At 45.8% G+C, this 23,170-nt stretch carries 22 protein-coding genes and 1 pseudogene; 13 read left to right on the top strand and 10 right to left on the bottom strand.

The features are described 5' to 3' along the window. The 6 genes from QUB64_RS30530 to QUB64_RS30505 all read left to right on the top strand — a co-directional run. A partial coding sequence (locus tag QUB64_RS30530) for a hypothetical protein (protein ID WP_333325932.1) occupies positions 1-507 on the top strand: 507 nt, incomplete at its 5' end. Between the two features lie 56 nt (positions 508-563). After that, positions 564-1,331 carry a hypothetical protein gene (locus tag QUB64_RS30525; RefSeq protein WP_333277528.1) on the top strand — a complete coding sequence of 256 codons (768 nt, stop codon included), beginning with the start codon at positions 564-566 and terminating at the stop codon, positions 1,329-1,331. Positions 1,332-1,336: 5 nt separating this feature from the next. Next, positions 1,337-2,623, top strand: coding sequence for a hypothetical protein (locus QUB64_RS30520; RefSeq protein WP_333277526.1), 1,287 nt, complete (start codon positions 1,337-1,339; stop codon positions 2,621-2,623). Beyond that, positions 2,620-2,883, top strand: coding sequence for a hypothetical protein (locus QUB64_RS30515; RefSeq protein ID WP_333277524.1), 264 nt, complete (start codon positions 2,620-2,622; stop codon positions 2,881-2,883). The genes QUB64_RS30520 and QUB64_RS30515 overlap by 4 nt, the downstream gene beginning before the upstream one ends. Before the next feature lie 89 nt (positions 2,884-2,972). Then, the gene (locus tag QUB64_RS30510) at positions 2,973-3,578 is read left to right on the top strand and encodes a hypothetical protein (RefSeq protein WP_333277522.1); all 606 of its coding nucleotides are present in this window, start codon (positions 2,973-2,975) and stop codon (positions 3,576-3,578) included. Positions 3,579-3,634: 56 nt separating this feature from the next. Further along, positions 3,635-3,928: a hypothetical protein gene (locus QUB64_RS30505; protein ID WP_333277520.1), complete on the top strand. Its 294-nt coding sequence runs from the start codon at positions 3,635-3,637 to the stop codon at positions 3,926-3,928. 109 nt (positions 3,929-4,037) lie between these two features. On the opposite strand, the gene QUB64_RS30500 is transcribed toward QUB64_RS30505, so the two are convergent. From QUB64_RS30500 to QUB64_RS30490, 3 genes are all read right to left on the bottom strand, one after another. Further along, positions 4,038-5,432: a hypothetical protein gene (locus QUB64_RS30500; protein ID WP_333277518.1), complete on the bottom strand. Its 1,395-nt coding sequence runs from the start codon at positions 5,430-5,432 to the stop codon at positions 4,038-4,040. Between the two features lie 667 nt (positions 5,433-6,099). Continuing rightward, positions 6,100-6,270, bottom strand: coding sequence for a hypothetical protein (locus QUB64_RS30495; RefSeq protein WP_333277691.1), 171 nt, complete (start codon positions 6,268-6,270; stop codon positions 6,100-6,102). Positions 6,271-6,472: 202 nt separating this feature from the next. After that, the gene (locus tag QUB64_RS30490) at positions 6,473-6,733 is read right to left on the bottom strand and encodes a hypothetical protein (protein WP_333277693.1); all 261 of its coding nucleotides are present in this window, start codon (positions 6,731-6,733) and stop codon (positions 6,473-6,475) included. Positions 6,734-7,044: 311 nt separating this feature from the next. On the opposite strand from QUB64_RS30490, the gene QUB64_RS30485 reads away from it, so the two are divergent. Continuing rightward, a complete protein-coding gene (locus QUB64_RS30485) occupies positions 7,045-7,596 on the top strand; it encodes a DUF2854 domain-containing protein (RefSeq protein ID WP_333277695.1) in 552 nt (183 codons plus the stop codon). Positions 7,597-8,007: 411 nt separating this feature from the next. Then, positions 8,008-8,820: a DUF3598 family protein gene (locus QUB64_RS30480; protein ID WP_333277697.1), complete on the top strand. Its 813-nt coding sequence runs from the start codon at positions 8,008-8,010 to the stop codon at positions 8,818-8,820. Positions 8,821-8,825: 5 nt separating this feature from the next. Here the strand turns inward: QUB64_RS30480 and QUB64_RS30475 are convergent, their stop codons facing one another. The 4 genes and pseudogenes from QUB64_RS30475 to exaC all read right to left on the bottom strand — a co-directional run bounded on the left by QUB64_RS30475 (position 8,826) and on the right by exaC (position 12,285). Then, positions 8,826-9,662: an SDR family oxidoreductase gene (locus tag QUB64_RS30475; protein ID WP_333277699.1), complete on the bottom strand. Its 837-nt coding sequence runs from the start codon at positions 9,660-9,662 to the stop codon at positions 8,826-8,828. A gap of 103 nt (positions 9,663-9,765) precedes the next feature. Beyond that, positions 9,766-10,211 (bottom strand): annotated as a pseudogene (locus tag QUB64_RS30470) (IS1 family transposase). A 47-nt stretch (positions 10,212-10,258) separates the two neighbouring features. Further along, positions 10,259-10,606, bottom strand: a complete 348-nt coding sequence (locus tag QUB64_RS30465) for a DUF779 domain-containing protein (protein ID WP_333277701.1) — start codon at positions 10,604-10,606, stop codon at positions 10,259-10,261. Positions 10,607-10,764: 158 nt separating this feature from the next. Then, positions 10,765-12,285 carry an acetaldehyde dehydrogenase ExaC gene (gene exaC, locus QUB64_RS30460; protein WP_333277703.1) on the bottom strand — a complete coding sequence of 507 codons (1,521 nt, stop codon included), beginning with the start codon at positions 12,283-12,285 and terminating at the stop codon, positions 10,765-10,767. Between the two features lie 295 nt (positions 12,286-12,580). Between exaC and QUB64_RS30455 the strand changes: the two genes are divergently transcribed. Beyond that, positions 12,581-13,318: an A/G-specific adenine glycosylase gene (locus QUB64_RS30455; RefSeq protein WP_333277705.1), complete on the top strand. Its 738-nt coding sequence runs from the start codon at positions 12,581-12,583 to the stop codon at positions 13,316-13,318. 403 nt (positions 13,319-13,721) lie between these two features. Here the strand turns inward: QUB64_RS30455 and QUB64_RS30450 are convergent, their stop codons facing one another. Then, entirely contained in the window at positions 13,722-14,966 is a 1,245-nt protein-coding gene (locus tag QUB64_RS30450) for a hybrid sensor histidine kinase/response regulator (RefSeq protein WP_333277707.1), read from the bottom strand. Between the two features lie 558 nt (positions 14,967-15,524). On the opposite strand from QUB64_RS30450, the gene QUB64_RS30445 reads away from it, so the two are divergent. Next, complete coding sequence (locus tag QUB64_RS30445; RefSeq protein ID WP_333277741.1) at positions 15,525-18,221, top strand: endonuclease MutS2; 2,697 nt, start codon at positions 15,525-15,527, stop codon at positions 18,219-18,221. 258 nt (positions 18,222-18,479) lie between these two features. After that, a complete protein-coding gene (locus QUB64_RS30440) occupies positions 18,480-19,421 on the top strand; it encodes a DNA-methyltransferase (protein ID WP_333277708.1) in 942 nt (313 codons plus the stop codon). On the opposite strand, the gene QUB64_RS30435 is transcribed toward QUB64_RS30440, so the two are convergent. Then, positions 19,384-19,935 (bottom strand): hypothetical protein, encoded by a 552-nt coding sequence (locus QUB64_RS30435; protein ID WP_333277710.1) that lies wholly within the window; start codon positions 19,933-19,935, stop codon positions 19,384-19,386. The two genes, QUB64_RS30440 and QUB64_RS30435, sit on opposite strands and share 38 nt — an antisense overlap. Further along, positions 19,925-20,137, bottom strand: coding sequence for a helix-turn-helix domain-containing protein (locus tag QUB64_RS30430; RefSeq protein WP_333325854.1), 213 nt, complete (start codon positions 20,135-20,137; stop codon positions 19,925-19,927). Before QUB64_RS30430 ends, QUB64_RS30435 begins: the two co-directional genes overlap by 11 nt. A 382-nt stretch (positions 20,138-20,519) precedes the next feature. Here QUB64_RS30430 and QUB64_RS30425 point away from each other — a divergent pair, with 382 nt between their 5' ends. Both QUB64_RS30425 and QUB64_RS30420 read left to right on the top strand, forming a co-directional pair. Beyond that, complete coding sequence (locus tag QUB64_RS30425) at positions 20,520-21,125, top strand: DUF3038 domain-containing protein (protein WP_293122723.1); 606 nt, start codon at positions 20,520-20,522, stop codon at positions 21,123-21,125. A gap of 269 nt (positions 21,126-21,394) precedes the next feature. Further along, positions 21,395-23,035 (top strand): DUF4335 domain-containing protein, encoded by a 1,641-nt coding sequence (locus tag QUB64_RS30420; RefSeq protein WP_333277717.1) that lies wholly within the window; start codon positions 21,395-21,397, stop codon positions 23,033-23,035. Positions 23,036-23,170 lie beyond the last annotated feature (135 nt).

Here is a 23,170-nt window from a genome sequence, read left to right as displayed (position 1 = left end):
ATAGAAGATACTAGACAGTCCCCAATTGAATTAGGTGAGACTGAGGATACTGTACCAACTTATCATTGGTCAGAAATTGTCAACCCCCGATACAAAGATGTATTTGATTTGTTGTCTAACTCCGTTATCGTCACTCAAAAAGTCAATCCCAATGGTACTACAGCAAAAACTGTTCCGCCAACACCCGCTTGTGTAATTTACGATGAAGCATTCATTCAGTATCAATTGCTAGAAGTGATTGCCCCTTTTATTTGCAGTGCAGAAAACGCCAATTTTGAAAAAGAAGCGCCTACTTTAGATAAAGCTGCAAAGGTTTACGATCGGCTCAAAACTTTGTTCCAGCAAACATTTGAAGACTCAATAAAGCGGCACGATAACGCAATCCATTTGTGTGAAGACATGGGTGTAACGCTTCAATACGAGCCTAAATCAATGCTACGTAGTTTTAAGTTGTCGATCGCACAAAATCAAAAGAACGAAAACTTCCTTGATTCACTTAGCGATTAATTGATGTTTAACCCCTTATTTAAGGGGTTAAAGTTGTAACCCTACCAAAATCTAACATGAGTGTTTCAGTTTCAATTAATAAAGAAGGCAAGGCTACAATCTGGAGTAATCCAGAATTCAATACTTCCAAAGATGTATTACATTTTAAAGAAGTAGTTTTGTGTAAAACAGATACCGAAGTGACTTGTTACGGTATTCTCACAAGCGCTAGCGTAGGAGTCTCTTGTACCAAGGATAAGGACTGGAAGCCAGGTGGCGCAAGAGTGACTTATCGAGTTTTTGCCAAAGAGAAACAACAATGGGATAAAGAAACTAGCAAGTTTGTTGTAACCAAAGTTCACGATGATGAAGCATTGTTGTATAAAGTTTTGAGCGATGTTTGCGATCGCACTTTCCCGCAACAAACAATTTTGACGGGAAATATTGTTCCGTGGGTAAATCCTTACCTTTGGGAGCTAAACGCAACAGATGAGAGTAACGTAGCGCTGATTAAAAAGCTAACCAAACAGCTTGAGTCTCTAGATGTTGCTACCGCACCTTTTGAACTAACTGAGGCTGAGATTGTTACCGCTTTAGAGCCCCCTACCTACGGAAACAAAAAAGGAGCATACATTAAGCCAGAAACGGAATCAGAGCGTTTAAAAGCTCGTGAAACATTTTTCAAAGAACAATTAGCAGACTTGTTTGAATACAAAGACGTGTACGACCTTGCGTGTCAAATTGAATCAACAAAATCTGAGGCCGCTGCCATACCTCCTTCTGAGTTGACTGAAAACTCAGTTATGACAACGCTCAAGCTACTTTCGATTATTATGGGAGACTAGCACAAATGACGGCTTCTAAAAAAGGTGTTGATGCAATAAAGAAAGCATTAGCGGCAGCAGATGATAAGGCAGAGTTTGATACAGAGATAGAGGTAGAGTTACTACCAATTTTGCCAACTCTCAAATATCTGCCTGAAAACAGCGAGAAATCTGCTTGGGAAAAAGAAGAAACATTAAGCGACTTTGCGAAACAAATTGATGACTGTGACGATGGGATTAATTTATTTAATCCCACTGAATCGCTAGGAACAAATGTAGCAACAGCGTTAGCCAACGTTACATCTGGACTTAAACCTTGGGAATATAATTTCCTAAGCGCTTACGCAACATTACCATCAGTTTTGTGTAAAATCTTACCAATTGTAGAGATTGTAGGGAGTGCTGGTAGTGGCAAGTCTCAGCTTTTATTAGCTATTTCCTCAGTGTCCGGACAGTCAGTCATTTCGGGGCAAAGCACGGGCGCCAGCCTCAAGAATCATATCAACGCAATTCGATGGCATGACCCAGAGACAAAATCTCACGAAAAGAATACGCTCTTATTGATTGACAATCTTAATGAAGATTCATTTAAGAAAGAAGAGTATTTAAGTTCTTTTTTGAATGGATACAACCGCAAAACTGATAAATGTTTCATCAGTAATGGCAAGGGACAGAATATAGAGTTTCGCACATTTTGTGGAAAGCTTTACACTACCATCTGGGAAAAGACTTCAACAGAGCTTTCTCGGCGGACGGTGACGATCAGAACAACAAAAACAGCAAAACTCGATGAACTGCTTGACCCAGATGATATTTCTTGGAAAGAAATGCGATCGGCAGTGAAAACTTTCTGGGAGCAGAAAAGTAACTGGCTAACATTCAAAGAAGTAGAGAGGCGTTACGGTACGACGGCCAAACCAAGGCACTCTAAAGAGTATTGGACGCTGCTTAAATACCCGCTAATTAGTGGTGTTGTAATAGGCAGTTGGGATACTCTCACTACCGCCATTGATGAAACAAGCGCTTGGTTAGACAATGCTCTTAAGTCCCGAAATACCTTGCTCGAAGTAATCATCCTTAAAAGTATCGAAGAGGTTTTAGGATTCAAGCAATTAGAATGGCCAGAATTAAGTAAAAGAGTAAAAATTCATGTTGCTCCAAAACCAATCAAGATCGCACTTGAAATTGCTATTGCCGATGGTTTAATTGATAGGCCAAAGTTGACTGAGGTACAGCAGTGTTTGGGCAAGTTAGGTTTTGGTGCTGGTCTGAAAGATGGAACAATGGGATACAGTTACAAGGCAACAAAATGAACAAAAATACGATCGCGCTTGAAGATATTTTGACGATGGATATGTCGTTGGAATCACCATCAGCACAAGTCACTCAAATCTTAACCTTTACTGATGAACCGCACACCTTGACAGAATTGGCATTGCTCTTTCAATGGCTGAGTCAACGCTTATCTGAGAAAAACTCAGAATTCAATAACTTAATTTTTGAAAGGATGGGACTCAATAAATCATCTTCTCGTTTATTGAGTATCTGGATGCTAAGGCTGATATCTAGATAGTTGCGCAACTTTATCCCCTTAAATAAGGGGTTAAATAGTCCGAAACGACTTTAAACTATTTCTTTTTTTACACACTGGGAGACAAAATAATGACCGAAAGTATCAAAACAATAAGCGACAAAATCAACGAGATAGAGCGGAGTATTGAGACCATTCTGGGCTTATTGTTTCCCGTGGCGGAAACAATAACACTTACGGCAGAAGGGGTTGAAGCGCTATTAAAGGAACTGTATAAACTGGCGAAAACAGAAGTAGAGCCAAAATCAATGCCTACTAATCTAACTCGCAAAGAAACTGAAACCAATGATAATTTGCGAGCACAAATTGCAACACTCACAGCGTGTTGCGATATTTTGACGACAGACAATAGAAAATTACGACATACCGTAAGGGGTATGCAACACAGGACTAACAGGAAGCTACTCGCTTTAGAGCTAAAGATTGACAACCTGCGTAGCAGTAGTCACCAAAATCTAGAGCGAGTATATAGCCAACACCTTGCGCTGATGACGATGGTGACGGACGGCCTCGATGCCCACGCTCAAGCTTTGGTACAGCTTGATGAAAAAAGCGCTAACGCATTTAACGCTGTATCGAAGAACGAAGAAGCAGTCGCCCAAGCGATCGTGAGCTTGCGGAAGCAACTAGGACATCCCTTCCCCGAAAGTAGTATCTTTGATGGCTTGCTAGGCTAATTCTACCCCGGAAAAACTCGATCGCATAATAGGCCTACCACCAAAACCCAAAATCAATGAAAGATGACGATGAAGTATCTACTCAAGCTCAACTAAGCAGTGAAGTTTCTAGCCTATTGGCGCGTGTTCAAGCCCTGGAATCTACTTTGGCACAAATATCGGTTAAAATACCCACCAATGGCGGTCAATTCTCTTTCCGATGTTCTAAAGAGCTGCGTGATGCAATTAATAGCGAGGCTGTAGGACTAGGTATTTTTCCTAGCGAGCTACTTAGAAAAATCGTATCTAAGTATCTGAAAGTGTATCAGCCCCAATCGTTAACAAGTGACGATGATGTCATTGACTTTTAACTGACTTTTATCCCCATAAATAAGGGGATAAACATCAAACTTATCAGGTAAATAACCAATAAAAAACCCCCTAGGTTAAATTAGGGGGTTTACTTTTGTTTAGACTAGATTAGTAGATGTCGGTAAAGCTTACATTAGGGTCAATCCCTAGGTAGTGCTTCTGAATTACTTCGACACTGTTACCACAAGCTGTAGCTAGCAGAAATAAGTCTGTACCAGCGTGAGCTTGTAAACTAATGAACGTATGGCGACAGTTGTAAAACGGTAGGTAGCCGTCAATCAAACCATCAGTAGCTAGCTGAGTAACTACACCGGAGTAAGCATATTTCTTACCATTATGTTTTTCTTGTTTTTGATGCCATAACTCAGTAACCGCTCCTGTATCCCAGTGTTTACCGTTTAACTTAGTAAACACTAAGTCAGTTGATTTCGCGTTCTCAGGTTTGATACGCAGCAGTAGTTCACGTAGTTTAGGGTACATTTTGAAGATTCGAGTTTCACCTGTTTTGGTGACTTGGACATTTTTAATTTGTCCGTTGTAGCTACGTGAAAAAACAATGTTGTTTTGTTCTTTGCCACGAAAGCAGTCTCGCCAGCGTAAGGCAAAAGCTTCACCACTACGGCAACCTGTTAAAAAGCGAAACTCGACCAAGGGTGCTAACTCACGTGGTGAAGCATTCTTATGATTGTAAAAAGCATCAATGATAGTTACCATATCAGCCTTACTAAAGCAGCGCTTATCGCGTTCATCATTATCTGATTCATTATCAGGTATATCCCACCACTCACGCTCTGTACCATCAGCGTTAACCGTTGATTTGTACTTATCCGTTTTATTCTCAGCTTTGTTTTCGATTACAAACGGGTCAATCGTAAGCTTGGTTTTCCCTAAGGATTGCAACCGGGTAAAGGCTTCAGATAGAGCAGCAAGGGATTTTTGTTTATTTTCTTGCCCCGTTGTAGCTTTAAATAAAATCTCACCTACTGTATTAGAGATTGATAAATCCCAGATAGAGTATGAAGATTGATTAAAGCTTTGTGTCTCTTTGTCCCAAACTAACCCTTTAATCAGGTTAGTATAAGTTTTGCAAAAACGTAATCTGAATGTAGTCGGTTCTAACTGTGGTTGCTTCCATAGCAGATACTCTTCCCACATCGCACCTACTGTCATCTCAGGCTCTACGATAGGCGGAGCTGCCAGCTTCAGCGCTGCTGATGTGTACTTGACCGCTAAGCCGTACTTAACAAACGTAGGGTCAAATAGTATTTGCCAGTTTTCAGAGTCTGACAAATCACGCTCTATACGCAGCGCTGCTGACTGGGCTAACTTCCAATTCTCAGGTGACTCCCTTAAACCTAGTCCCATAGTCCGTTGCTTAGTTGGGGCCTTGCCGTCCAAGATTTCAAACAGCGGATTGTACTTGCTACTGAATCGGAAGGCTAAGACGCCCTTCTCAGCGTAGACAGAGACTAGGGGCTTAGGGGTTGTAGTTTTAGCTTGCATATTCTGTTTTCAATGTTCGGTAAGGGTTTCAGCGTTCTAGGAAAGTTCTAGACTATTGACTAGATTAGCTAGAAATACATCTCTGGATTTAACCCCTTATTTAAGGGGGTAAACCAGTAAAATCAGTATAGCATGGTTTACGGAATATTTTGAGGGATATGGCGATGAATTAGTCATGGGGCATGGGGCATGGGGCATGGGGCATGGGGCATCTTGCCCGCTCGCGAAGTCGAAGGGTGGGCATGGGGCATGGGGCATGGGGCATGGGGCATTAGTCATTTTAGACTGAGCGAAGTCGAAGGCTAGTCATTAGTCATTAGTTAAGCTGTCCCACATTTAATTTTCACAGTTGTTTTTATTTAAACTTTTGTGGATGGGTATCTTGTCATTGGTGCCAACTTAATAACGCGCTTTCCCGCAATCCGGCAAGGGTTAAAAACCCCTGCCTCAAAGCAAAAGTCCTCTCAAGAGGACTAAATAACTCATCAGTCCTCTTGAGAGGACTTTCGCTATTAGACAGGGACTTGAGTCCCTGGCGGACTTATGGTTAAATGCTAAGTTAATACCGATCGCATCCTGTCAGCCCCAACCATACAAATTAAATACAAAACAGCTTGCGATCTAATGACCAATGACCAATGACCAATGACCAATGACCAATGACTAATTAACTGTCAAAAGTGCGCTTAAATTCTTCTAACAAATCATCAATTTCCTCGATCGCCTGACTGACATCGATTCTCAGGGCTCCCAAGTCCGATCGATCTAACAGCCGCACGAGGGATTCCCGCTTGATCTCGATTTCTGCTACGCGCTCTTTGATTGTCTGTACATCCATTGTTTTTTGCCTTTGCTACTATTAACAAAAATATGTGACATTCCCCCCTGCGAACAGACGGGGATTCTTAATTCACCGACGTACCTTTCTGGGCCAATCCTGCACTGTTTTTATATTAAAAGTGAGGAACCTGCTCATGGTTTTTGGGTCTGTGTTATAGTTTGATTGTACATCAAAACTTCATCAAAACTTCAGCCCAACTTCAGCGCAGAAAAGGCGGACGTTTGGTATCTGCGGGTTTGTTTTTCATCATTTCAGCTAAAAATCGCTTCAGGGCTTTCTCGCGGTTTTTCATAAAAGCCGCCCAAAATCCCGGTTGATATTCATCCATAGTCTTGGCTAGGGCCCAGACATCGATCGCTAAGATATTATAAAGCCTTTCATCTTCGCGTTTGAGCGAGTTAATCTGGTCGAGAACAGACTTGTTGGCGCCCGCAGTCTGTTTGTCTTCGTCTTTAATCATGTCCTAAAATTGGTTGAAAGGGCAAGAGCGTCGATCGCCGCTCTCTATAATTTGATGATACTGCCGATCTCGATTGCCTTCTGGAACCAACGGCGCGCAATTAACCAGATCTTTATCGGTGGCGCCGAGGCGAGGGAAAGCGGGATAGTTTTTTGAAGCTAGAGACAAGATTGTGAATGCACAGAAAACCCGATTTCATAGATGCTAGCAGTTTTGGCGGGTGTTTTGGCAAAAAAACTAAATTTATTCAAGACTTCTTGCCCGATAATAATTAAAGTATATTGTTGATTCCAGCTACTTACCTCACTAATATGTTACGTAAAATTTCTTTAGCAAGCCTAGCCTTAGTGGTAGGCGGTATTTTAGCAGTAGTCGGGTTCTATGCCTACTTCACCGACCAAGCTACCCTCAACCTAGCCGGGTTTTTTTATGGAATTCCCCTGTTGCTGGGAGGTTTGGCCCTGAAAGCGGCCGAGCTCGAACCAGTGGAGTTTACCGAACCAACTTCTCCTGAAGTTCTCCTGCTGAGAGAAAGTCAGGCCACGGATACTCAAAACCAAGTCCGCAAAGATATCACCCGATTTCGCTACGGCCAACCCGCCCACTTAGATGACGCCCTGGAACGCTTGGGAATGGCCCCTACAGATGAGGAACGCCCCCTCCTCCAAGGCTTGCGGGAAGTTGATATTGACGGTGCTTATGCTTTAATTCTAGAGTTTTATTCGCCGCTGCTGCCGATCGAACTCTGGGAAGAAAAGCAAGAAAAAATAGCTAAATTTTTTGGCCCCGGCTTGCACGCCCAAGTGACTCAAAAGCCTGATGACAAAATTGAATTGGCTTTAATTACAAGTCCTAAAGCTTAATGTAGTCTTAAATTGTGAGTGCGATAATTTTGAATTCACCCATTAATTATTAATCCTGCATCACTTCCGAGACTGATTTTAGCGGCAGGTTTCAAGCTGCCGCTATCAGCAAAAGCTCGATCGCCCGTTGAGACCTAGCCCAAATCTTATTTTATGTAATTATAATATTGGTTGAGGAGCGATCGGCAATCTTAAATCAGGAGAAGCAAAAATGGTTTCGTCCCAAAGCAGGATAGGTATGATCGGCGCAGAACAGGGTTTGTCAGTTGCAGTTAAACAAGCGTCGCAGTGGATGATAGCAGTCTCAGTTGCAAATAATCCTGGCTCAGTCTTGAGTAGAATAAATAAACAGGTTGAATCCGCCAAACTAAATTATTGACAACAATCTATAGGGAAAACAGGGATACGCCAATGTCAGAGAACAGAGTGTCCATCACCGCCAAAGTACCTTTAACTGCTCAACAGCAGTGGGAAAATTTCATAGCTCATCACTGTGCACGTTGGCAAGGGGTATTGGTTAGATATGATGCAGCAGGGCAGGTTCTCGATATTCTTGATTCTGTACGGAGCTTAATTCCTTCTGACGATCGGCAAACTGTCACCCATTCCCTCGACTTCAGGAGTCGGATGACAGAAACAGTAACGCAGAAACAATGGGTTTTGACCTTGGGTAATCCGCTGATTATCCATCCGGTCGATCCCGAGGCTTATCTGCTGTTTAATCCCAATTCTTCTGACACAATGGTTGGGCACGATAGAACGGGTTCAAGATTCTATTTTGAGCCTTACCTCCTGGCATCAGGAAAAAGAACAAGTGTGGTGGTGATGTACTACAAAGACGCCACCAATAGCTCTCAGCCTAACCTGTTTTCATTGTTTAGAGAGAGCAAGGAAGAGGTAGCGAAACCTTGGTGGTCTGAACAAACTCACTGTAGGATCGATCGAGTCAACTACCTCAAACTTCCTGCTCCAACGACAGGCGGGGCGTATATTTCACTGGATGAGATGGCTCAACTGCCAGTTCCTCCTCAACCGATTGAAATACAAGGCGATTTTCTACAAATCCAATTTCCCGATGCCATAGAGGTTGTTCTTTCGATCGATCGATTCAAGACGACCTATTATGCCTCAATGTGTTGGACCCCAGATACCAATGATACACAGCGAAGCTGTACTTTAATCTACGAACAACCGGAGCAAAAGGCTGATGTATTCGCCATTTAACAGGCTCAAATTTCCACTTCTGGATGAATGAGCTGGTATCCTTCTGCTTTGAGCTTCTGATTCGATATGCGTCGATTATTCGCTCGCTCTGTGCCATCTGACCCATCCCATTCCACTTCAGGTAATTCGTAGCGAGCGCACACTTGTTTAAACAACTCACGAGCAGTAATTGGAACATCATTCACTAGGTTGTAAACTCCTTGTAATTGACGAGCGAGCGCCAACTCACTTGCTGATACAATGTCGTCCAGATGAATCCAGTTCGTGAAATGATTGCCTGTGCCTGGGCGAGTTGTGCCTGCAAGCCCACTTAACCGTTTCTTGAACTCGCGATCGGGTCCATAAATGGCTCCAAGGCGAAAGATACATACTTTCAAATCTTGGCTGGATGCTGACAGCAAAACTTGCTCTGTCTCATGTAAAATCTCTCCATGTCTGTTAGCTAGTGCCACAGGTGAAAGTTCACTCACCCAGGCTCCATTACTATTACCATACACCGAACAACTACTGGTATATATGAGTTGTTTTATGTTGGGAAAATGCTTCAAGGCAAGAACAAGGTTGTTTGCCGTATGCAGGTATGTCTCCTCGTACATGTCGGCATCTACTTGTTGGTTTGCTGTAGGAGCGAGACTCAGGAAGATCGCATCTTGATTTGGCAAGATCGTCTGTAATGTCTCTTCATCGCAGCGCTTCAGGACGATCGCCTGGTTGGCAACTTTCTGTAACTCCCCAATCCGGTCTTGCGTGGTCGTCGTTGCAGTGATTACCTGACCCAGGTTCCGCCAATGCTGGGCAACGGCACTTCCAACATAGCCACAACCAATAATTATAGCGTTCATCCGTTTTTTCAACTTCTGAGATAGAGAGCTCTAGATTGCATCCAAGATAACAATATAGCCCAGTTACAAAACTTTACGCACTGTCCTATTTGGCGTTGCTGAATTAAGGGATGGAGCCATAGGGGACAGGGACATCACCAAACTTGAGATAATGAATTAACAGGCGAATTGAGTGACCCAGCATTTCTACGGACTTGGAGTAACATAAAATTTTGCGGTGCAGTGGAGCTTGCGTAATGACGTAAGCGCGTATTTTCTGCCTCAACTCAGGTCATATAGGTTTTGCTCACATTCAGGTCTCCATCTGGGATAAAGCAAGGATAAACTGACCAACCATCTGTGACACGCTCAATGGCTCGCAGTCCCATGCCATTGACGTACATTTTCAGGCATTCACGTTTCATTTCATCACTATAGCCTCTCTCTGTTTGCGGTGGGCTGACTTTCCTCGCGACGACAATTAAGAAATTAAGACAAATGTGATGAGTGTTTACCTCTTTTTAGTCCATTCTTACTTGTCCTATTGGATTTGCATTCTGGGCATTTCATGCTGCTTTTTATCCATATCATCCCTCTCTTATGGAACGCCAACAGAGTTAATCAGCATTGACAAACAACCGAGAACGAGTAATAAAACGCTCTCCATCCGGCCCTTCCAGGGAAAAATCGCTGCCTCCGGGCCCCTGTACCACGTCTAGGATTAACTGCGTGTGCTGCCAATGTTCGTATTGCTGTGCTGCAATATAAAAAGGACAACCGCCGATTTTTCCCAGCAATACATCCCCATCGCCGACGATTAATTCTCCGTTGGGATAGCACATGGGAGAACTACCGTCGCAGCAGCCGCCGGATTGGTGAAACATCAATTCTCCGTGCTGAGTTTTGAGGTAGTCTATTAGTTTTAAGGCGGCTTCTGTGGCTGTGACTTTCGGTATTGTTTCCATTTTAGAAGGAAGAAGGAAGAAGGAAGAAGGAATTATTTATCTTAGGATTTATACACTCCGGCAAAGAAACCGGGTTTTTTGCTTAATCTGGGGACTACGGCGAAGGATTACGAAAAAAACCCGGTTTCTGGATACCCGTGCCTCCAGGACTATCCTGCTTAGAAGAAGCCTAAAGCTTTGGGGCTGTAGCTGACTAACAAGTTCTTGGTTTGTTGGTAGTGATCCAACATCATTTTGTGGTTTTCGCGGCCGATACCGGATGATTTGTAGCCGCCGAAGGCTGCATGGGCGGGATACAAATGATAGCAGTTTGTCCACACGCGGCCTGCTTGAACGGCGCGGCCCACGCGGTAGGCTGTGTTCATGTCGCGCGTCCAAAGTCCGGCGCCTAAGCCGTAGAGGGTATCGTTGGCAATTTCTAAGGCTTCGGCTTCGTCTTTGAAGGTGGTGACTGCTAATACTGGGCCGAAGATTTCTTCTTGGAAAATTCGCATTTTGTTGTTTCCTTTGAAGACTGTCGGCTGGAAATAATAGCCGTCTTGTAAGTCGCCGGATAAGGTGTTTCTTTCGCCGCCAATCAGGCATTCTGCACCTTCTGCACGCCCGATTTTGACGTATTCGGCGATTTTTTCCATCTGGTTGACGGAGACTTGGGCGCCTAGGGCGGTTGTCGGATCTAGAGGGTTGTCTTGTTTGATTTTGCGGATGCGATCGATCGCCCTTTCCATAAATCGATCGTAAATCGACTCCTGAATTAACGCCCGCGAAGGACAAGTGCAAACTTCGCCTTGATTGAAAGCAAACATCACAAAGCCTTCGACGGCTTTGTCGAGAAAATCGTCATCTTGGGCGCAGACATCCTCAAAGAAAATGTTGGGAGATTTTCCGCCTAATTCTAAGGTGACGGGGATGACGTTTTGGGAGGCGTACTGCATGATCAGCCGGCCCGTAGTTGTTTCGCCAGTAAAGGCTACTTTCGCAATCCGGGGGCTGGTGGCGAGGGTTTTGCCGATTTCGGCACCGGGCCCGTTGACGACGTTGATGACGCCATCCGGTACTAAGTCGGCGATGATTTCCATCAGTACCAAAATTGAGGCGGGGGTTGGCCCTGCTGGTTTGAGCACAACGCAGTTACCGGCGGCGAGGGCTGGGGCGAGTTTCCAGGCGGCCATTAAAATCGGGAAGTTCCAGGGGATGATTTGTCCGATGACGCCTAGGGGTTCGTGGAAGTGGTAGGCGACTGTGGTTCCGTCGAGTTCGCCGATCGACCCTTCTTGGGCCCGAATGCAGCTTGCGAAGTAGCGGAAATGGTCGATCGCCAGCGGGATGTCTGCTAGTCTGGTTTCGCGAATTGGTTTACCGTTGTCCCAGGTTTCGGCGATGGCGAGGATCTCGAGGTTTTCTTCCATGCGATCGGCTATTTTGTGCAATACCCGCGCCCTGTCTGCGGGGGAAGTCTTACCCCACTTGTCTTTCGCGCTGTGGGCGGCAGAGAGTGCCAATTCTACATCCTCCGCGCTCGATCGGGGAACTTGACAAATTGATTTTCCGGTAATTGGAGAAAGGTTTTCCGAGTATTTCCCTTTCAGCGGTGCTACCCACTTGCCGCCAATAAAGTTGTCGTAACGAGCTTGAAAAATCGACTGACTGCCGGATTGAACAGGTGCTGCTACTACCATTTTATTACCTAATTAAAACTTGTTTTCGCGGACTGTTGAAATCTCTTGAATTTCAACTATCCTCTATTTTCGCGGAGTTCGGTAATTTGCTATACAAAATTTTACATTTTTCAAATATTTGAAATGAAAGTATTTTCTGGGTTTCGCGATCGGTCTGTTTTTTTTCTTAACCGCAGAGAACGCAGAGTCCGCAGAGAAAGAAAAGAGAAAGAGCGACCAAATAGAATTTTACAAATCATTTAAATCTGCTATTATATAAATAATAGCTTGAGAATTTATTAGAATTACAAATCAAATGCCAGCATTAAATGCCGTTGTTTTTGATTCTGATGTCCGGTCTGGGTTAAAGCAGTTGAACGCAGCTAAAATCCGTTGGTTCCGCCGCCACCTGAAAGCTTGGGGACAGCAAAATTTCCGGGATTTTCCTTGGCGGCGCACCTGCGACCCCTACGCGATTTTAGTAGCTGAGTTGCTGCTGCAAAAAACTACTGCTGCTACCGTGGCTCCGGTTTATCAAGAATTTGTCCGTCGATATCCAACTGTGGAGGATCTGGCGGCCGCGCCTGTGGAAGAAGTTGCTAGTTTGTTGCAGCCTTTGGGTCTGTTTTTTCGATCGCAAAAGCTGCGGGAATCAATGCTGGTTATCCAGGAAAGTTATCAGGGAAACGTGCCGCGCACTGAAGCTCAGTTGCTCGAACTTCCGGGAGTTGGGAAGTACATTGCGCGATCGGTTTGCGCTAATGCTTTCGGACAGCCAAAAGCCGTGCTCGATACGAATGTTGCTCGGATTTTGGAGCGTTTTTTTGGGATTGACGGCGGTAAGGTAAAATCGCGCTCGCCCGAACTCTGGGAAGCAGCAGATAGAGTCGCTCCCAAACGGGAAGTCGGGCCTTGGAATTTAGGATTGCTGGACTTTGGGGCGGCAGTTTGCACTGCCAAAAACCCCCGCTGTGGCGAGTGTCCGCTGCAACAGCAGTGCGATTACAAAATTAGGAGTGAAGTAAATTCTGAGCTAATTTCTCAACTCAATTAACAAATATTGTCCCGTCATTGTAGGGGCGGGTTCACCAACAATCTCTGACTCAAACCAATAATCTCAAAAACCCGCCCCCACCCAACAATAAATACAAATATGCCAGCCTAAAAAAAGACAAATTTATGATAATTGTCCGCCCTCGCGCGACTATATTATCCCTATACGATTTAGATCGGAGAGTCCGGTCGATAAAACTTTATGAAAAATAGACACTGCGATTGCTTAGATAAAAGATCGCGAAAGTTAACGTTCCTCTCTTCGGACAACCCTAACTCAATCGCAGTGTCTCATATCCTGTTCGGTAAAATAACCGTGTTCAGGTTCGATCGTTCGGAATGCGAGTCCGCGTCCCATAAGACAGGACTGAAGTCCTCACTACGAACCATATCACAACTATTAATCAACTGTGCCGCAGCGGAATTTCTATCCGAAACTTAGTACCTTTCCCAGGTTCAGAAAAACACTTTAACTCTCCTTTGTGCTGCTCTACAATTATCTGATAGCTGATAGCCAGTCCCAAAGAGCTGTTGCGTTCCGCAGGTGTCTCCATCAAAAATTGATCGGAAAATTGGGCTGCGATATCTTCGCTAGTTGCCATATCGTTATCAGCAATCTCAATAGCAATCCGCTGACCGTCGATTACGTGAGTGCTAATCAAAATCACAGGCTTAAATTTAACAGATTCCGACTCTTCCAACTCTTGACTCGACTTTTCCAAAGCATCGATCGCGCGATCGATAATATTCAGAAAAGCTTGATTGAGCTGACCCGCGTAACACTCAACTTGCGGCAAATTTCCGTATTCCTTCATCACCTTGATATCCCGCCGCCCGTCGCGTGCCGGCAAGCGGTGCTGCAACAACAACAGAGTGTTTTCTAAACCGTCAGAAATATCGAATAACTGCCAGCCCGATCGATCGCTGCGGGCAAAATCCTGTACCGACAAGATTATTTGGCGGATGCGATCGCTCCCGGTGCGCATGGAACTCACAATTTTCAACAAATCGTCGAGCAGGAATTCCACATCCATATCTTGCTGTTTTTGCAGAATTTCCGCTCCGGGATGGACGAACTGTTTTTGATACAATCGCAGCAGTTCTATTAAATCAGTAGCGTAACTTTGGACGTGAGTGAGATTGCTGTAAATAAAAGTAATTGGGTTATTAATTTCGTGGGCGATACCAGATACTAATTCGCCCAAGTTAGACATCTTTTCACTTTCCAGGATTCGATCGCGCGACAGTTGCACTTCTTGCTGAGTTCGTTCCAACTCCAGCCTCAACTCGCGCCCGCGCAAACCCGCGCGCACCCGCCCCAACAATTCCTGCTTAACTATGGGTTTAAACAGAAAATCGTCCACCAGCGCGTCCAATTCTTGAACTTCTGCAAATTGCTCGGGTGTTGTCAGCAGCACAAAATAAGCTGCACCCAATTCTCGATCGGCTTTCACTAGCCGGCACACCTCAAACCAGTTGATTTGAGGCGAAGTCCCATCGCAAATTATCACATCCGGGGACAATTCCCTCGCCAAGTCTAAACCATCCTTGGCGTCGGGAGTGACTTTCACCTGATGTCCCTCGCTCCCCAGTAACTCTTGCGCGACTTCAAAAGTCGCAGCATCCGCGATCGTCAGAATCTTTGCCATAACACCAGCTCCACAACTTTCTCTTTAGGATACAACCGCCACAATTACCCGGACATATTTAAAACAAAATAGTCTAATCCCAGCAAAAAACAGTAGATGCTAGCTCCCTCAACAGCAAAAATAGCTCATAGCATTTGAGATTTTAGATGGGAGATTTTAGATTTGGCAGAACTTACTGGATATTGATTTGGATTGCGGGCCTACAGTTGCATCCTTTTGCCAAACAGGTATCAGTAGAATGTATAATTTGAGACGCCGAACCCAAAAATACAAATTCTCGCCTTGCTAATTTGTGACCCGCCCGCAAACAGATACCAGCCCCCAACAGGAGTCGTGGAGAGCCCACAATTTTAGACCTAGTTCAAGCTCGCAGATTCATCTGTGCAATAAATCTCAAATCTCTAATCGAAAAATGGAAAATCGACTGACGGCTATCCCAGATACTTTCTCAAGTTGCGCCCGGAAACGATAAAAAACTTTAAAATTAATTAATAGTCTCGTCAAATGAACCTTCTCGGTCAGCGCCTGGGAATGCCAATCACCAACACCACCTCAACTTTGATTCAATCCGAAACACTAGAACTATTAGAATGGCCGCGCCTGTGTCAGCACTTGGCTACCTTCGCTGCTACTAAACTCGGCGTCGCGGCCGCCCTCGACCTCCAAATCCCAGCAACTCAAGCTCAAACAGCCGAACTCCTAGCCCAAACTCAGGAAGCTTATCAGTTAGAAAGCCGCGCTGGCGGTGCTTTGAGTTTTGAAGGCATCCAAGACATCGGCTCTACCCTGCAACGAGCCGAACTTCAAGGTTTGCTCGGGGGCGAAGAATTGCTAGCGATTGCTACAACTCTCGCCGGAGCAAGGCAATTGCGCCGGATAGTTGACTCTGCGCCCGATGTCCCGACGCTCAAAGAACTGGCATCGCAACTGCGGACTTATCCCGAAATCGAGCAAGAAATCCATCGCTGTATAGACGATCGCGCTCAAGTAGCCGATCGAGCCACTCCTAAATTAGCAGGAATTCGAGTGCAAATGCGGCAGTTGCGCGATCGCATTTATCAAATCTTGCAAGGAATTTTGCAGCGCCAATCCAACGCCGTCCAAGAACAGGTAATTACCCAAAGAAGCTCCCGCTTTGTGATTCCGGTAAAAGCTCCCCAAAAAGATGCCATCCCCGGTATCGTTCACGACTCCTCGGCCAGCGGCGCGACACTGTACGTAGAACCCCACAACACAGTCAATCTTAACAACCAAATGCGGCAGTTGCTCCGGCAAGAACAAGCCGAAGAAGAAGCAGTCCGCCGCGCCCTCACCGAGCAAGTCGCAGCAGTCAAACCAGATTTAGACAGATTGGTAGTGGTAGTAACAACTTTAGATTTAGCTGCGGCTAAAGCGCGCTACGGTTATTGGATCCAAGCAAACCCGCCGAAATTTATCGAATTGGGAGAGCTAGAATTAGCACCAAAAAATACAGAAAATTTAGACGAGGAAAATTCAGATGAGGAACCAGCAGCAAACAGTCAAGTATTAATTCGCAATCTGCGATCGCCAATTACCCTCCGTCAATTGCGCCATCCTTTATTAGTTTGGCAGCAACAACACGAACAAGGCTTTGCAGTCGTACCCGTCGATTTAACAATCAGCCCCCAGATCCGCGTAGTCGCCATCACCGGCCCGAACACCGGCGGCAAAACTGTCACCCTAAAAACCTTGGGATTGGCTGCTTTAATGGCGAAAGCCGGAATGTTTGTCGCCGCCCGCGAACCAGTAGAATTGCCTTGGTTCGACAACATTCTTGCCGATATTGGTGACGAACAATCTTTGCAACAAAGTTTGTCTACTTTCTCCGGCCACATCCGCCGCATCAGCAGAATTTTAGAAGTTTTGGCAAATAAAGGGGAAGAGGAAGGAGAAAAAGCAGCCGAGAAAGAAGTAAAAAAAGCAGAAGAAACATTCCAATTCCCCATCCCCAATTCCCCATCCCCAATTCCCAATTCCCCATTCCCAATCCCCAATCCCCAATCCCCAATTCCCCATGCCCCATGCCCCATGCCCCATGCCCCATTCCCAATGCCCAAATCTTTAGTTTTGTTAGACGAAGTAGGAGCGGGGACAGACCCCTCAGAAGGCAGTGCATTGGCGATCGCCCTATTGCAATATCTCGCCCAACATTCGCTGCTGACAGTCGCAACTACCCACTTTGGCGAACTCAAAGCCCTCAAATATCAAGACGCCCGCTTTGAAAATGCCTCAGTAGAATTTGACGACAATTCCATGCAGCCAACCTACCGCTTGCTGTGGGGAATTCCCGGACGTTCCAACGCCCTGACTATTGCTAAAAGACTCGGTTTGCTAGCATCCATAGTCGAAGAAGCTCAAACCCATGTCGGGGGTGCTTCGGCCGATGTCAATCAAGTGATTGCAGGACTCGAAGCCCAGCGCCGGAAACAGGAAACCAAAGCCAGAGAAGCAACTCAACTCCTGCACCAAACCGAAAAACTGCACAAGGAAGTTTCTCAAAAAGCAGCGGCTTTGCAAGAGCGGGAGCGAGAACTAAAAATAGCTCAGGAAGTGGCGGTAAATGAGGCGATAGGCACGGCAAAATCAGAAATTGCTCAAATTATTCGTCGCTTGCAGGCGGGCGATCAAACGGCTCAAAATGCCCAACAGGCAACAGAAACCTTAAATCAAATTTCCGAAAAACACCTGCCCTCTCGGAAACAACCGGCGAAACCGAAACCGGGTTTTATGCCGAAAACGGGCGATCGCATCCGCATTCCCAGCCTGGGCCAAACCGCCGAAGTCCTCAGCGCCCCGGATGCTAACGAAGAGTTGAGCGTGCGGTTTGGGATTATGAAAATGACTGTCAAACTGGCAGAAATTGAATCCCTAGACGGTGAAAAACCGGAAACAAAAGCTCAATTAGCCAAGGTTGCAGCTCAAGCAGCCGCAACCGCCAAAGCTAAACAAGCAGCGTCGGAACCTGCAAAACCCAATCCTGAAATTGCCATCCGTACTGCTAATAATTCGATCGACCTCCGGGGCGCCAGAGTCTCAGACGCCGAAATCGAAATCGACAGAGCTCTGTCCAAAGCCGTCGAATACGGTGCGCTGTGGATAATTCACGGTAAAGGTACGGGACAGTTGCGGCGCGGGGTTCACGAGTTCCTGGACACTCACCCGCAGGTTTCTCGCTACGAGCTCGCCAGTCAAAAAGAAGGAGGTGGAGGTGTGACGTTGGTTTATTTGAAATAGTCGGAATTGAGGTATTTCTGGTGAATTACTAATTATATGTTTGTATGCAGCCAAACAAGCTGCAATGAACCTATGATTTCGACTGCCTATAGCGAGTGTAAATGAGTTGTGGAAAAACAGTTTTAAACGAACCGCGAAGATGCAAAGAACGCGAAGTTCGGAAACAGAATAGAGTTTCACGACTCATTTAGATTCACTATCTACTGCAAATGTGGCATAATATAAAATTGATTTTCCACTTGAGTAACTGCCCGACTCATGAAAAAAGCTCCCTCAAATGAAGTTTTGGTTGGTGACTGTCGTGAAGTGATGAAGACATTGCCAGAAAATTATATTTCTGCGTGTATCACTGACCCACCTTATAATTATGAATTTATTGGTCATAAATGGGATGACTCAGAAATTCAAAGACGTATTGAAAAAGTCAATGACAAGGGAAGTAAAACCCTTGTTAAAAACATTCCCTATGGCAGTGGTTTAGCAGGTGGAGTCAGAAACGAAAAATGGTATCAAAGGAATCGCAATAACACTCTGGATTATGAAAAGTGGTGCTTTGAGTGGGGCGAGCAGCTTTTTCGGATCTGCAAACCGGGTGCGACAGTTTTAGTTTTTAACAGCACGCGAACTGTTGCTCACGTACAAGTAGCACTTGAAAATGCTGGATTCTATGCGAGAGATATGCTTGTTTATAAAAGATCGAGTGGTATCCCTAAAGGTGTCAATATCAAACAACAGTTCGAGAAGAAAGGATATGAAAATTCTGCAAAATGGGATGGTTGGCACAGTTGTCTGAGGAACGAATGGGAAGCAATCTGCGTACTTCAAAAACCACTGGTCAATAATTACTTGGAAACTCTACAGGAGTATGGTACTGGTCTATTTTATACTAAAGATCGGTTCGGTGGTTTTCAGTCAAATATTTTAGAAGGTATACAGCGTGAGAAAACCGAGGAGTTTAACGTTCATTGCACAGTAAAACCGATCGCTCTAATGAGAAAGCTGGTTGAAATATTTGTACCGCGTTTGGAAAATTCTATTCTAATCGATCCTTTCGCCGGATCGGGAACTACATTACTGGCGGCGCAAGAATTTGGGATTAAGTATGTTGGCATTGAAATAGTACCTGACTACATAGAGATTATTAACAAGCGCCTTGATAGTTTCAGCGGTGTACAGGGAATTCTCCCACTTTTTCAGTAAGAAATGACTTTAAATCAAACCCACTTATTGTTTGTATGAACTCAAAGGAAGCATCGCCAGTGTAAACTCTCCAAGTCCCTACTTGGCACGCTGTAATAGCAGCGGGAAAATTATCTTGTCTAAGTATTAAAAATACTGGTTCGTAATTATAAGTACGAAGTAGTGGGCCATAGGATTTGAACTTTTTCAGTGTTCCAGAATCTCCTGAGCCAATACGATATTTTGTATCTATCGCGTACCCATCAACAATCAGATCGCACGGCTCATCGCTTCCCACTTTAAATGCTGGCTGAAAACTACTGCAATATGCTTTGCACGTTTCAGTAACTAACAATTGCCAACACATACCTAGCTCACGCCCCCAATATTGCCTATTTTCTTTTTTTATTATCGGAGAGATACCAAACACATCCATTAAAATATCGTGTTCTTCATTCTCTTCTGCGTAAACTTTCTCGGTAAATGAATTTTGGTATCTTGCTAAAATTTGCTCTAGTTTTCTTTCAGTCATCATCAGTTACCAGTTCAGCTAAACTAACGGATAATGCCTTGGCTATTTTGCTGGCATTAAGCAGCGTTATATTCCTTTCACCTCGTTCAACTGAGCCAATATAAGTACGATGTAATTCAGATAGTTCTGCAAGCTGATCTTGGGAAAGATTTCTGAGCTTTCTGAAATGTCTAACTTTTTTACCAAATTGCTCCGTAATATCCATAGATTGCGCCAGATTAAGCAACGACAACTATAATCTGACAGACTATAAGTAGCGACAGACTATAAGTAGCATTGGACAGAGCTAGTCCCGATCTTTGGATTTACACAAGTCCTGCTAGTTTCAAAGCACTGATTTGATTTCTGACACTCTGCGGCGTAGGATGGTTGGGGGTAAAAATTTATGGGTTTTTCTGGTTGCTGTCGATCGAACTTGCAACCGCAACTTTCAACTCGCAAATCCGTCCAGCAGTTAGGATTGCCGGAATCAAAGCAACGAGTTATGGAGAAAAATTAACAGATCGGCTTTTGTCCGGCCACAAAGCAAAAGCATTTCAGACTGTCGATATCCTGCCTCAACCTGTCTTATTTCCCGTGCCCAAGCCATGCGCTCGACCGTAAAGCCCTCCGCTCCCACCAACGAAACGGGCCCATCTCCCAACTGGGAAGAATTGACCCAAAAAGCACCAGAACCTACGCAGTTGGACAACATTAAAGCCCAACTGGATTTAGTGCTGTTAGCCCTAGAAGCGCTGGCAGAAATTGGCTCAGAGGCGATGCTCAAGGTAGCAGCCGAACTGAATTTAGAGCCAATGGTAGCCGATCGCGTAGCTTTGTGGCGGCTGCGCCAGTCGAACCCGCTGCGCAAAGGCCAGGGAGGGCGGAAAAAACTGGATGTGGAGGAAGCTCGATCGCTCGTTTTGATCAGCTGTAATTTAGCAAAACAGCATCAAGCTTTAATCCGTCGCGCCGTTGCTCTGCTGGAACAAATGGCAGAGCAAAACCGCGAACCTCACACAGTCGCTTTGCTTGGAGATTATATTGACAGGTTCAGCAACACTTATGCCGATCGCATGGAAGATGCAGAAACTTTATCGGCAAAAGAACTAACTAATTTGGCCCTCAAACTCTTGATCGATTTGCTGTTTTACAGCAGTCCCGGCGGCCACAGGCGGCTCTGGCTGGCTCTGCTAGACCGCGCTAAGAATTAGGCTAAGCCATAATGGGAACGAGAATGAAAAACATCAGGAACAGCCAAGATGCCTGTTCCACCAAAAAAATTATTTGTTGTGGAACAGGCCGGAAAGCCTGTTGCTAAAAAAAGCTTGTTGAGAATGCTATCAAATATCAGATAAAACATAGTTATTCCCTCTTCCCTCTTCCCTCTTCCTGATGACAACTGACAACTGACAACTGACAACTGACAACTGACAACTGACAACTGACAACTGACAACTGACAACTGACAACTGACTTCATTATGGTTCTCAAACGGTACACGCCCCCTACTTGCACGCTGGAAATTACAGCCAAAAGTTCGCCTCTATCTCGCTGGGCGGGCCAACCCGTGTTTAAATCTTTAAATTTCGAGTTGCGGCTGGACGACCCCAGACTACCAGATACTCAACACGTTACACTTAGGGGCGATCGCCATCAACTCGAAACCCTCCACGAAGCAGTCAGCAACTACGTCCAAAACTTGCTCGGCGAATCCCGCGATTGGGAAAGCAATATCGAGCCTGAAACTAGCCGTACTGTTGACTCAGACTCGCCAGAAGCCGCCCGTAATGCCGTTATAGTCGATCGACCCCCCAACACATCCGAACTAGCAACCGCCGCCCCAAACACTACCTACCTGCCAGTTCCCCCCCGCCTAGAACCCCGCGGCTTGCTCGCCCACAACTTGTTTTTAGGCTCTTTGAGCGCCGCCGAATCCGGGCCGATGGTAAACTTGAGTACCCTGCAACTGTTTGACTTGGCCACAGCACTAGATGACTGCGCCGCCGAAGTCATGACACTCCCCAACCTCAACCGCGATCGCGCACAAGCGAAAGCATTACCATGGCTGAATATCGCAGCAATCCTAGTCGCCAGCGTCGGCCTGACGACAGGAATTGTCAAAATGCTCGATCGACCCGCCACCTCCCCAAAAACCGCCTCAGCCCCCACCACAGCCCCCACCAATCCAGAATTAGCCCCCGTACCAGGACAGCCCCAGATAGTAGCTGGCGCCTCCCCCAGTCCAATTCCCGCCCCCACCACCTCCCCCACAACATCCCCCACGGCATCCCCAACACCAACAGCCACAGCCACAGCCACACCCGGTTTACCCCCCCTACCGCCCCCACCCATCAACACCGCCAGCGCCTCCCCCAGCCCCAGCTTGCCCCCAATCGCGATCGTCCCAGCGCCCACCACCAACAAACCCAGCCCCATCCAGCAGCCACCCCTGCTATTTCCCCCCAACAACAGCGCACCGGCACCCTCCCAGAGCGCCCAGCAGAGCCCCCCAGCCCTCCCCCAAGGGCAAATCATCACAATTCCCGATCCAGCTCCGGGCCCACCAATTGCCGCCCCCCAAGCACCCGCAGCAGTACCCTACATCCTGCCCCCCGTACCGCCGAGACTAGCTCCCGCCGTACCGCCCCCCCTGCCGCCCTCCCTATCCGCATCCCGGTTTCCCATTCCCCCACAGCAACCCTTCCCCCCCCTCCCCCAGCCAATTCTTCCCCCCGCCGCTACCGAACTCCCACCCCTTGAGGACGCTCAACCGCAAGCCGAGTCAGAGGACAACAACCAGGCTGCCGCGAGCAAAAAAAACCGCACTTTATTTGATACAATTCCTCAGGTTTCAGAAGCTAGAACTTACTTTGAAGAACGCTGGAAGCCACCAGAAGGAATGGAACAAACCTTGGAATACAGCCTGCAAATCGATGAAAGCGGGTCAATTCAAACTATTGTGCCCATGGGAAAAGCAGCAGCCGATTATATCGATCGCGCTAGTATGCCCTTAGTCGGCGAGCCGTTTGTTTCTGCCGTTTCCAATGGGAACAACCCGAAAATTCGAGTTGTTTTGAGACCTAACGGTCGAGTACAAACATTTTTGGAAGAGAGTAATTGAACTTTCGCAAACACATTTTATTGACATTTGCTCCATTTTATGCGGCCAAAATATCCTTATACCAAAAAAGTCGTAGGGTGTGGATCCACCAACAATCCCTAACTACATATCGACAATTTAATAGCGACGCACCTG

Origin of the sequence: Microcoleus sp. Aus8_D2 (genome assembly GCF_036702665.1) — a bacterium.
GTDB lineage: Bacteria > Cyanobacteriota > Cyanobacteriia > Cyanobacteriales > Microcoleaceae > Microcoleus.
Note: the sequence above shows the minus strand (reverse complement) of the source record. Positions and strands in the feature narration are given on the sequence as shown.